The 12,077-nt window shown below is 66.5% G+C and carries 6 protein-coding genes; 2 read left to right on the top strand and 4 right to left on the bottom strand.

Going from position 1 to position 12,077, the window contains the following annotated elements:
- Nucleotides 1-12: 12 nt before the first annotated feature.
- On the top strand, nt 13-663 hold the full coding sequence (locus ACFQ6X_RS16320; protein WP_383181936.1) for an acetate uptake transporter family protein: 651 nt from the start codon (nt 13-15) through the stop codon (nt 661-663).
- A 242-nt stretch (nt 664-905) separates the two neighbouring features.
- On the opposite strand, the gene ACFQ6X_RS16315 is transcribed toward ACFQ6X_RS16320, so the two are convergent.
- Nucleotides 906-1,748, bottom strand: a complete 843-nt coding sequence (locus ACFQ6X_RS16315; protein ID WP_383181934.1) for a LysR family transcriptional regulator — start codon at nt 1,746-1,748, stop codon at nt 906-908.
- A gap of 72 nt (nt 1,749-1,820) precedes the next feature.
- Here ACFQ6X_RS16315 and ACFQ6X_RS16310 point away from each other — a divergent pair, with 72 nt between their 5' ends.
- A complete protein-coding gene (locus ACFQ6X_RS16310) occupies nt 1,821-3,044 on the top strand; it encodes an MFS transporter (RefSeq protein ID WP_383181932.1) in 1,224 nt (407 codons plus the stop codon).
- A gap of 183 nt (nt 3,045-3,227) precedes the next feature.
- On the opposite strand, the gene ACFQ6X_RS16305 is transcribed toward ACFQ6X_RS16310, so the two are convergent.
- The 3 genes from ACFQ6X_RS16305 to ACFQ6X_RS16295 form a co-directional block, all read right to left on the bottom strand.
- Complete coding sequence (locus tag ACFQ6X_RS16305; RefSeq protein WP_383181930.1) at nt 3,228-9,461, bottom strand: RHS repeat-associated core domain-containing protein; 6,234 nt, start codon at nt 9,459-9,461, stop codon at nt 3,228-3,230.
- A gap of 277 nt (nt 9,462-9,738) precedes the next feature.
- Nucleotides 9,739-10,158, bottom strand: a complete 420-nt coding sequence (locus ACFQ6X_RS16300; RefSeq protein ID WP_383181928.1) for a hypothetical protein — start codon at nt 10,156-10,158, stop codon at nt 9,739-9,741.
- A gap of 32 nt (nt 10,159-10,190) precedes the next feature.
- Nucleotides 10,191-11,486 (bottom strand): phospholipase D-like domain-containing protein, encoded by a 1,296-nt coding sequence (locus tag ACFQ6X_RS16295; RefSeq protein WP_383181926.1) that lies wholly within the window; start codon nt 11,484-11,486, stop codon nt 10,191-10,193.
- Nucleotides 11,487-12,077 lie beyond the last annotated feature (591 nt).

The following is a 12,077-nucleotide window of genomic DNA, read 5'->3' as shown; positions in this document are numbered from 1 at the left end:
ACCACTGACGCGGTGACCCGAATCGTGCTCCGCCCGATCGCGAGCCCCCTGCCGCTGGGGTTCTTCGCCCTCGGTGTCGGCAGCGTGGTCCTGTCCTCACTCCAGCTGGCCTGGGTCCCGGCAGGACAGAGCAGCATCCTGCTGCTCCTGGTCCTCATCTTCGTCGTGCCCCTGCAGTCAGTCGCCGGACTGTTCGCCTTCCTCGCCCGCGACGCCGGCGCCGGCACTGCCATGCTCCTCCTCGGTGCCGCCTGGGCCGGAACGAGCGTGACCTCCCTCGACTCCCCACCGGGCCGGCCGGTGGAGGCACAAGCCGTCTTCCTTCTGGCGCTGGTTCCCTTCGTCCTCGCCCTCGCGGGTGCGGCGGCGCAGTCGAAGCCTCTGTTCGCGGTGCTGCTCACCCTCACCGGACTGCGCTTCGGCCTCACAGGCCTTTATGAGGCGGGCCTGGGAAACGCGCTGCAGGTCGCGGCGGGCTGGACGGGTCTCGGTATCGGTGCCTACGCGTTGTACGGCGGGCTGGCGCTCCTCGTGGAAGACGGCAAGCAGCGCACCGTACTGCCACTGTTCCGGCGTGGCGCTGCCCGCAGGTCCATCGAGGGCGGCCTTCGTGAGCAGCTCACCGCCGCGCAGCAGGAGGCCGGAGTCCGTCACCAGCTGTGACGCTGGGACGAGGGACCGGCCCAGGGCAGGAAGCGCTCTCGGGAATTCAGCAGGCCATGGCTGGGCAGCCCGGTGGGGGCGGTGGTCTTCTCGGGTACTTCCCTCTGCTGGGGAGGTCCGGAAAGGGGCCGCCAGTGATCACGTGCTGCGACGATCCCTGGAACCCGCCGGTGGCGTTGAAACCGCGGGGAAGGGTGCGCTGAGCCGTACGGGTCCAGCATCGAGCCCGCCGGCCGCGAAACTCAGATCATGCGTCGTAGCGCGGTTTCAACGGCGTCGATCAGCGGATCACCTTCGGATCGTGGGTGCCGTGCGAGGCCGAGCTCGACGTCCGGCAGGGTGGGTAGGGCGTCCGCGTCGTGGCAGGCCATGGCCGGTTCAAGGTTCGTGGGCATGAGCGCCGCGACGCCGAGCCCGGCCCGTACGGCGGCGAGCACACTGACCAGGCTGTTGCTTTCGAAGGCCACCCGCCAGGGCCGACCGGCGCGTTCCAGGGTTTCCAGCACCGCCGTACGCCAGGAGCACGTGTTCGAGAACAGCACCACCGGTAGCGGATCGGCGGTCACGTCCACACCCTGGCCGGTTGCCCAGACCAGTGGGCGGCGTACGGTCCAGCGCGGCGGTCCGGGAATCGCCGGCACCTCGTTGAGTACGAGTTGGACGCGGCCCGTGTCGTAGGCCTCCCGTATCGCGGCGTTGGACATGCTGAGCACCTCCAGGGTCGCGCCGGGGTGCAGCCGGGCGAGGTCGGCGAGGACCTGCGGAAGCCGGGACGCGGCAAGGTCTTCGAGCAGCCCGACGCCGCAGCGGCCGGTGAGCGTGCGACCGGTCTCGGTGAGTGCCTGCGCGGAGAGCGAGAGGATGCGTTCGGCGTACGGCAGGAGCTCCTCGCCCGCCCGGGTCGGCGAGACACCGGAGGGTGATCGGTGAAGCAGCGGACGGCCGATGGCCCTCTCGAGCTTGCGCACCTGCTGGCTGAGCGCGGGCTGGGTCTGGCCGAGCGTGGTCGCGGCGCGGCTGATACTGCCCGCCCGCACGATGGTGACGAAGGACCGCAGCAATGCGGTTTCAAGATCCCTGGCCATAACGATTCATTATGTCAGTCGCAGCAAATGAACCACTACCTATGCCCTGACGGAGCATCTAGCGTCACGTGAGTGACGGGATACCGGCAGATACTCGCCGTGCCAGGGATGGCGTCGCTGTTGGGTGTTTCCTTCCTCGCCCGGACCGCGATCACGGCTGACGTGATGGCACTGACGATGTATGTCGTGCTGGGCCTGAACATGAGCTACGTGGCAGCCGGCGGTGTCGCGGCGACGCTGACCACCGGGCTGGCGCTGGGCGGTCCGCTGCTCGGCCGCATCATCGACCGGCGGGGCCTGCGCACCGTGCTGCTGACAACTGTCGTGGTGCAGGTCGTGTTCTGGCTGAGCGTGCCGATCCTGGCGTACGGGTTCCTGCTGGGCGCCGCCTTTGCGGCGGGTCTGCTGATGGTGCCGGCCCAGCCGGTGACCAGGCAGGCGATCGCCGCGATGACGACGCCGGAACAGCGCCGGGCAGCGTTCGCGCTGGAGTCGGTGCAGGGCGAGCTGTCGTACATGGTGGGCCCGGCGGTCGTGATTCTGGGCGCCGCGAAGGTGTCCCCCGGTGTGGTGGTGTGGGCGCTCGGTGCCGCGATCGTGGCCGGCGGTACCGCGATCGCCTGGCTCAACCCGCCGCTGCGTACCGAGGACGAGGCGGAGGCCGGTGCTGCCGGACGGCCCCCGCGACGGGAGTGGCTGAACGTCGGCATGATTGCCGTGCTGACGATGGCGTTCGGTACGACGACGCTGCTCAGCGGCGTCGACCTCGCCATAGTTGCCACGCTCGAAGAAGCAGGCCAGGTGTCCTGGGCCGCCCTGGTCGTGGCCGTGCTCGGCGTGGCCTCTGTCGCCGGCGGGCTGATCTACGGGGCGCTGTCCCGGTCGCTGCCCACGTGGTTGCTGCTCGGCCTGCTCGGGCTCGTGACGATTCCCGCAGGGCTCGCCCGCGACTGGCCCTGGTTGTGCGTGGCCGTTGTCGGCACCGGACTTCTCGCGGCGCCGACCCTTTCCGCGGTGGCCGACGCGGTGATCCGGCTGGCGCCGGCAAGCGTGCGGGGTGAGGCGGCAGGTCTGCAGTCCTCGGCGCAGAGTGCAGGCTTCGCGCTCGGATCCCCGATCGTCGGGGTGGCCATCGACGTCTCCGTGCCGGCGGGTGGCTTCGCGGCGGCCGGGCTGGCCGGCCTCGCCGCCGCGCTGACCGGATACTTGCTGTCCCACCGCTGTCCGTCGCCCCGGCCGCCCACTTCAGCACGTCGCGAGCCGGCGAGGGGAAAGGATACAACTCATGTTCAGTGACCGGCCGCAGTACTCACGGCCTGCACTCGTGTGTTGGTGGGCTCGCCCTACGAGCGGTCGGCCCGGGTGCCTTGCAGTCCGGGCAGCCGGCCCGAGGGCGCTGTGCGGTCCACCATGGACTACTGGTGGACCGCATCCTGCGGAGGTCAGGGAGGCGTCGGAGACTCCTCCCAGTCCTGTGTCTTAGTTCTTCCGTTCCACGGTACCCAGCCTTCCGGCGTCAATGGGAGTCTTGTCGTAGACCGCCGGGTTCCAGGAGGTGATGCGGAACTCCGCCCAAGTCTTCGCTTCGTACGAACCGTCCTTGTTCTGGTAGAGAGTCCGGTACCTCGTGAGCGTTCCTGATGGTGACAGCCCCACCATCTGACCCTTTTTGACCGATGCGCTGTAGGAGATTTCCTTGGTCGCGGTGGTGGTCTTCTGATCGATGTCGGTCCAGGTGAACGTCCCTGTGTAACCGCCCTCGGCCTCGATTTTTGCCACCTTTAAATCGACGCCGCCCGACGCCTTGAAACTGAAGGCGTGGGAATCGGAGAACTGCTGGGTGACCTGTTCCGACTCGGAGACCGAGAACTTGTAGGAGACGTCGTAATCCTGGGTCTTGGAGTACTCGAAGTTCGTTGCGATGCTCAGCAACTGGTCCGGCTCGGTTTCGCCCAGGATTATCGTGGCCAGTGCCGAGGCACCGTTCAGCTTCGGAGGGCGGAGGCCCTTGGGCAGCGTGATGAAGACGACCGTCGGCGTTCCGCTACCGGAGTAGCAGCCGTTCGGGCAGAGCGTCGGGTACCACGGCTCGCGCTCCGGGTGATAGACGGAGTCCTTGTCCGGAACACCGTTGTTGCACCCGGTGAAGATGCCCTGCATGCACTCCGGGACACCCAGGCCGGAGGCATCCGTGAAGGCGATCGGGTTGTTGGCGCTGTAACCGTAGGCGCTGATGTTCTGGGGCTGGTAGTGCGCTGTGATCGGGTCGGTGCTCAGAAAACGCCCGATGCCTGGGTCGTACATTCGAGCGCCGAGCATGGACAGGCCGGTGGAGTCGTCCTCGGACTTGCCGAGGAAACCCCTGTCTGTCGCGGTGGGGAGGGTCCCGCTCGAGCCGCGCTGCTGTCCGAAGGGCGTGTACCGGCGGCGGGAGACCGTGCCGTCCGCCGCGGCGACCGTCAGCTGAGTGGATGCCTGGTCGTCGGACAGCACCCAGGTCAGCTTGCCCTCGGGCGTGCCGTCGGCCTCACGCATGGCGGCGCTGACATGGCCTGCGCTGTAGTAGCGCGTGGCCTTGGGGGCGTCCGTGCCCCGCTTACGGAGCTCGTGTCCCTCCAGGTAGAGCACCTTCTCGTTTGGTGCGTTGCGGATGAGGGGGTTGCCCGAGGCGTCGTAGACGTAGCTGGTGACCTCGTCGCCCGTCGGCTTCTTCTGGGTGATCCTGGAGACGCGGTTCTGGGCGTTCCACTCCATGACGGAAGACACACCGGCCTGGCTGCGGCCGGTCATCTGCCCGCCGTCGTTGTAGCTGTAGGTGTCACTGCCGCCCGTCGAGCGGGCCACCGCCGTCACACCATGGGGTCTCGGCTGATCGGGCGTGTAGACGGACTCGTCCGCGTTGTATCCGGGGTACTTGTAGTCCTGGGTGACGGCGGACGCCGATGCCGAGGTCCTCCCTGTCGTGGACTGGATGTTGCCGATCTGGTCGTATGTCCAGCTCGTCTCGTAGGGATCGGGACCGGTGAAGTCCGAGGCGGGTGCGGTCGCGCAGCTCGTGCCGGCGGTGGTCCAGGCACCACTGAGTCGCTGCAGACCGTCATAGGTGAAGCACTGCTGCTGGCCGATCTGGTTCTCGCGCAGTGCGGTCGCCGTGCCGAGGCTGTTGCGGGTGTAGGTGTCGTCCTGCACCTTGGTCGTCGTGCCGCCGGTCGTTCTGCTGGTGCTGATGTTCTTGAGCCAGCCCGCGCCGCCGGCGTCGTCGTAGGTGAAGTCCCGCGTGACGCTGGTGCCGGTGCCGCCGCCGAAGTCCCGGGACCTGACTCGCCCGGTGTTGTCGTAGTCGACCGACGCGACGTAGGTGGCCAGCGGGCTGCTCACCTTCGAAAGACGTCCGTCCGTCCAGACGGACGTGACGGTCTCGGCGGGCAGTCCGCCGATCGCCGGATACTCGGTCTTGGTGAGGTGGTCCGCCTGGTCGTAGGAGGCCTTGGTCGTGTACTGCCCCTCCAGACCTGAACCGTCCGCCGGCACCGTCAGGCTGGTCAGCGTTTCATGGCCACGGCTGTCGTAGGCGCCGATCTTGGACACGTACGCCTTGCCGGCCACATAGTTCGTCGTGCTCGCCAGTCGGTTCAGTCCGTTGGGAACCTCGGCCGCGGGCGCGTCGTACGACTTCTCCGTGAGCAGGGTCGTGCCCTGCTTGATGGTGGTCGGCCGCTTCAGCGCGTCGTAGCCGTAGCTCAGGACCTTGCCGTTGCTGCTTGTCGTGGCCAACAGGCCGTTGTCGTCGTAGGTGGAGACGGCGGACCCCGCGTCCGGCTCCTCCGCCGTGAGCCGGTCACCCGCCCAGTTGTACGTGTAGTGGCTGGTGTTGCCGCGAGAGTCGTGGACGTACTTCAGCTGACCCTTGCGTGTGTACTCGTACGTGGTGTTGTACTGGGCCGCACCGAGGCTCTCGACGACCTTGGCCGTCTGTCCGTAGACGTCCTTGACGGTCTTGGTGGGACTGCCGACGGCTGGGAAGACCGTGGTCTCGTCCGCCCCCTGGTACTGGGTGATCGTCTTGTTGGCCGCCTGCGGGGCTCCAAGGACCTGGATCTGGGACAGGATCGTCCGTCCCGCCCAGTCGGCCTTGGTATCGGTGTACGAGGGCAGGTTGGGCACGGTCGGGTTGACGAGGCCGGAGCCCGCGACTCCGCTGTTGTAGAACGGCGCCGAGGTTCCTGCGGTGTTGCCCGAGGAGTCGTAGCGGGTGACGGTGACGGTCCGCCCGGCTCCGGTGGCCGCCTTGACCTGCATTTCGCGCTGTCGGCCGAGGCCGTCGGCGTAGGTGTAGGTGTCCAGGTAGGTGCTTCCGTCCTGAAGGCTCCTCGAGCGGACCGTGATCGGGTCACCCGTGGCCACGCGAGGGACACCGGTGGCCGATGCCATGACCGGAATCGTGTACTCGTACGCGAGTGACGCGGTGCCGTCGGGGTAGTTCGCCGCCTCCGTCTCCTTGAAGACCTTCGACAGCCGGCCGATGGCGTCGTAGGTCATCTGGACCATGTTGCCGTTGGCGTCGACGGTCTTCCACGGGGTGCCCCAGAACCGCGACTGGTACGTCGTGCTGGTCATCGGGAGCCGCGAGCCCGCACCGTCGGGGTCGGGTGTGGTGACCTTGACGCCGCCCGTGGGCCAGGACGTGGCCGGCGTGTACGTCGTCGTGGTCAGGTTGTTCCTGCCGTCCCAGGACTTGAGCTGCCGCCCTGCCGCGTCGAACTGCTTCTTCTCCGCGCGCCAGGCCGCGTCCGCCGTATAGGTGCGTACCTCGGTGGGATTGCCGTCGACCAGATTGGTGTTGTTCTCGTCGAAGGTCGTGGCATTGTCGTAGAACGTGACGGTACGCCGGTCCATGTGGGCGACCGGGGTGCCCGCGGTCTCGTCCGCATCGACGGAGGCGCAGGAGACGCTGTAGTGACGTTCGTCGTCCTGGTAGACCATCCACCGCTTCGTGCCGGTGGAGTCGTCGGCCAGGTCGTCGGTGTTGTACGCGCGTCCGAACTCGGTGCACTGGTTGTCCGACACGCTGCTCTCGCCCCAGTCGTCGGTGCGCAGGGGCAGACCGAAGACCGTGGAGGCCTTCTCGGCGTCGTCGTACTCGTACTCGATGATGTGCTCGCGCATGCCGCTGCCGTCGGTGGAGTTGACCACCTTCTCCAGCGTGCGCACCTTGTTCTCACGCACGATTCGGGCGTCTGCCATGCCGGTGTACTGCGCCGTGTTGTACGACCAGTACTCGTGCCACTCGCGCTTCTGGGAGTCGCCGTTGTGGTCTCGGACCGATGTCTCCAGCGTCTTGCCGGACAGCCAGTCGTGATCGGTCCAGGCCTTGTCGTCGGAGTCCTTGACGCTCACCGTGCGAGTGGCACCGGGGTCGGTCTTGGACGTGCGGTCGCCGCTCAGACCGCGGTAGAGCCAGTGGTACGTGGAGTGCCGGTTCTCATTGGCCCCGGTGGTCACCAAGACCTTGGCGTAGCCCCGCCACTCGGACCAGGACTCGTCGGCGTCCTTGACGAGCGGATCCGCGGTGAACCTCCAGCCCGGAGCGCCGTCGTACTCGTAGTCCGTGATCATCGCAGGCGAGCCCTCGTTGGCCTTGCCCGGATCGACCTGGACTCGTTTGGTGACGAACTTCTTGAACCAGCCGGTCTTCTCGCTCCCGCCCTCGGGCGTCCACTTCTGCCAGAAACACTCGAAGGCGTTGCTCGACTCGGACGTACCGCCGGTCTCGGGGCACTGCCGCTGTACGGCCCCGTCGTCGTCGGTGGCGTGACCGTAGGTCGCGGTGATCGTGGCCCCGGTCTCGGTGAACACCTTGTTCACGCGGCGGAAGTTCAGTTCGCCCGAGCCGACCTTGTTGTCCTGCCACTCACCATTGAAGTTGATGGTCGGCAGGTCGATGTCGTCGCCGGCATAGCCCCGCTGCTGGATGTAGTCCAGCCACAGTTGCTCGCCCACCGCCCCGGACGGGTTCATCAACGCGTACTTGAACTGGTACTGCTTGACGAGGTCCCAGCCGGAGGTATTCGTGTCCCGCACATGGACGTTGATGTCCCAGAGCACATCACGCTGGAAAAAGGTCGGATAGTAGGTCTTACCCGCGCAGGCCTCGTCGTCCGTGCTGCCGTCGCACATGAGATCGACCGGCACGTCGGGGTAGGACTCCGGCTTCGTCTCGAAGCTCGGGCAGGCGGGAACGGTGTTGTTGAGCGGGTCCTTCTCCTCCATCCGCTCCACGCACCGGTTCACATGCTGGAAGTCGATCATCGCCGGGAGCTGAGCTCCCGCGATCTGGGAGGACCAGCCGTAGTCGATCCGGGACAGATACGACCCGGCGTCGTAGCCGCGGGCCTTGTTGGCGCCGGCGATGGAGCGGTAGTAGTTGCGCTCCTTGTTGTAGAAGTAGGTGTTCTCCACCTCGTTGGCTGTCACGACCCGGTCCATGCTCCAGCGCCACGCCTGGTTGCAGTAAACCGCTTTGCCGCCGTCGTAGCAGGGCTCACCCGCATCGTCACCGATCACAGGAACGGTGAGTACGGAATTGGTCTTCTCGTAGGCCGAGTCGTTGTTGAGCCGCTCGGTGCGTCCCCATCCGAAGTAGTAGCGGGTCCCGTCCTGCTTGGTGATGACCCAGTACTCCTTGGAGGCGTCGTCCCCGTAGCCTCCCTTGAGCTTCTGGACGCGCCAGGCCGGGTCGTCCTTGATGTGGTAGGTGCCGGTACCGGTGTTGTCCTGGATGAGTTCCGAGGTGATGCCGTCGATCGAGATGGTGTAGACGGCGCCGTTGGGGTCGGCGGACTGGTTGGGTGACGCCCAGCAGAGGTCGCCCCATTCCTGCCCCTGGTCGGGGCCGTGTCCGTCGTCGGCGCAGCTCTTGTAGCGGCGCTCGATCGCACCCACGTTCAGGTCCCAGCCCATGCCGACCCAGGACGCTTGGTTGTTGGAGGCGGAGGTCCGCCCGTCCACGCTCTGCGAGTTGTAGGTCAGTGCCAGATCGGGTGCGATGCCGACCGGCGGCTGCGGGACCTCGATCGGCACCGAGTACGTGAACGCACCGGAACCGAGGGAGACGTCCCACTTGCCGGACGGGTTGGTGGGGGAGGCCCGGTAGTCACCCGAGTCGGACGACGAGCCGGAGACGAGTGCGTACAGCGCCGGCGCCGAGAGGCCGGCCATGCCGGAGATCTGCTCCGTCTGCGGGGCGGCCTCGACCACTGCGGTCACCACGGCCTTGTCCGGATCGTTGTGCTGACCGGGCACCGGACGCATATCGGTGCACCCGGCCCTCTGCGGAGTCGTCAGGGCACAGGCCGGGACCTCGACCAGCCGCAGCCGGGAAGCGAAGTCGCCTCCGAAGGCGTGGGCGAAACCCGAGTAGTCGACAGTTGCCTCTACCGATCCGGCCGTATTCCTGCCGTCGGCGCGGGCCACACGCATGCCCAGCCCGACGGCCCCGAAGGATGCGACCTTCTTGTGGTCGAGCACCTCGACCTGGACCTTCGCAGGCGTGCTGTCCGGCCGGGTGACGGACCGCGCCCCGGCGTGCTGCGGCGCTCCGACCGATACCGCGGCGCGTTTTGCACCGTCGGGCTTGACGGCCGTGCGGCCGGTGGTGGTTGCGGGCAGGGAAACGACAGCGCTGCCGCTCTGAGGCCATACGGGGCGGGCCACTGCCGTCGTCCCCGGTTCCGCCGGCTGATCGACCGAAGGGCCTGTGCCTCTGCCCGGCACGCTCGGTTGCCCTGCCGATGTCGAGGCGGCGGCTATGGACGGGGGTGCAGCCACGGCGGTCAACAGGGCGGCCGCCACGGCCTGTGCCGCGAGTACGCCGACAACTCGGCGTCCGAGTCTCACAGTTCCCTCTCCTCTATGCGATGAGAAGAACGACTTATACGGAACATGACAATCTCCAAGGTCTTGACTTCCGCGACGTACGAACAGGGCCGGGTCACGCGATCCGGTAGGGCTCACCGCACACGTAGTCGGCGCCCTTCTCGGTCAGGCACTCCTGCACCGTGATCGGCGCCTTGAGGGTGAAGCTCTCCTCCGCGGTGACTCCCTCACCCGAGGCGCTCACACTGACGAGGACCACGCTGCCGTTGCTGCTGGCAGCGCGGATGTTGACGCGGGCACCGTGTCCGTCGGCCTTGGTGTCCTTGATGTTCGCGTCGACCACGTACGTGTCGGCTGCCGGACCCGTGGCGAAGGTTCCCCAGGCGTGAGCTCCCACCACGTCGGCGACTGTGCCGGTCGCGTTCCATGTGGTGGGCGGCACGGCGGCGGTCGCCGTCTGCGCGGAGAGCCCGAAGGCGAACAGGGAGGCGGTGGCGACGGTGGCCGCCGCCTTGAGCGAGGTCGTGACGGACATGGAAGCTCTCCTTGGTGGGTGACGGGGCCCGGTCACTGCTCGGGCTGACTGGTGACGCCCTTGCATGCCGGTACGTTGTCGCTGGTGCCGGGTACGGCATGGGACTTGATGGACGTGAAGTTGGCCAGGTACGCGTCGTGCACGGCCGAGTCGTCGATCTTCAGCAGCGCCTCGTCGTTCTCGCGCAGGGCCGGCCCCGAGTAGTTGTGGCTACCGGTCCACACGACCTTGTTGACCGCGCCGTCGTACTTGCCGTCGATCAGCAGGTACTTGGAGTGAATGATGCGCTGCGCGGTCGAAGGCTTCTGGTCGGTGTCCTCGAAGTAGCAGACCGGATTCAGCCCGGAAACGGAATGCAACTTCTCCCACGTTCCCGCTGTACCGGAACTGTCGGCGCTATCCGTTTCGGTGTAGACGAGCTCCACACTGCATCCGGCCTTCTTGAGTTCCACGAGCTTGTCGGCGACCCCCTGTCGGGTGAATTTGAACATCCCGACGCGTACTTTTGTGGCCTTGGTCGAACCATCGCTCGCCGTGTATGCGCAGGCCACATTGTCGAGCGTGTTCCAGATGGTGTCCGTGCTGTTGCCCGTCCCCGGGTAGTAGGGGAAGAAGTACGCCTTGTACGGACTCCACGAGGCACTGGTGTACTTCCAGGTCGCCCAGTCCCGCCCGGTCAGCTTCCCGAAGTAGGACGAGTAGGACTGGTAGAGGCCCGTGTTGTACGTGGCGACGAAGGCGTCGTTCCAGAACATCGAGTAGCTGGACGGCGAGAGATTCGAAGAGGTCTGGACCACTACGTCGGCCGCCCCGTCCACCTGGGAGAACAGCCAGAACTTGTTGTGGTTGATGGACTGGCCGAACTCCGGACGCCCCAGACACGACTTGCCCGCGGGACACAGGCCGACGAAGGAACCGCCGGTGAGGTCGGTACCCAGTGAGGCTCTCAGGGTCTCGTAACTCGCGTCCGTGGGACGGGAGCTGACGGTCGACTCGTCCAGCATGAGCTGCACGGAGACGCCGCGTTCCGAGTGGGCGTCGGCCAGGGCCTGCGCCACTTCCTGGTCCCAGAAGTGATACAGCGCGACCTTGATCGAGGAGCCCTGGGGCGAGGTACGGATGAAGCCCAGGATCTTCTCCCGGATGGCCTCCTGATCAGCCTGCGAACCCAGCGGGTTGTTGAAGACCGGACCGGAGACTTCGACATCGAGTGGGGCCTTCGCGATGTCGGCCGACTGGGCGACGGACACGCCCTGGATGCTGGAGGCCGCCAGTAGCGCCGCGGCCAGCACAGTGGTGCGCGGGCCGAGGCGAAATGCGTAGGACAATGAGTTCTCCTGGATTTGATGAGAAGACGCTGGTGCCTTTTGGGGCATGGCTCTGCCTGGATCTGAAGGGCTCCGAAGAATCGCGCTGCGGAGTCGACGGCAGCCCGCACCGACAAAGCGTCAGGCCCGTCGGGAAATCCGAACGGCGGCCTGGCGTGAGAATTTTTGGCAGCGGCACCCCTCGTGCCGTGTGCCGCCCCCTCGACACCCCCCTTGAAGCGTCATGAACGTACACCTGATGGCCAGTTAGCGTTCGTGCTCGCACAGGGAATTGAGCAACATCTGAGGATGTGGGGAATGGGCATCCTGATATTCCGGTCCGACCGCAAAAAAGGTGACCAAAGGTGCTTACCATCCAAGGGGTAAGTACCTTCTGTTTCAGTCCGATTGGAGGTTTCATGGGTCACAGCGAGACAAATGGCCAGAAAGATCGTTCCGCGCGCAGGTCCACGCCGTAGTCAGCACCGACGTGAACCTGCCGCTCTGCTCTGTGCACTCCGGGGTGCACTCGGGCCCCCGCCAAGGGCGGGTGCTGTGGCGGCTCTCCGCCAGGGCGCATAGCCGCCATGCTGTCCGGTAGTCAGTCGGCGG

It is taken from the genome of Streptomyces sp. NPDC056452, from assembly GCF_042796085.1.
GTDB lineage: Bacteria > Actinomycetota > Actinomycetes > Streptomycetales > Streptomycetaceae > Streptomyces.
Note: the sequence above shows the minus strand (reverse complement) of the source record. Positions and strands in the feature narration are given on the sequence as shown.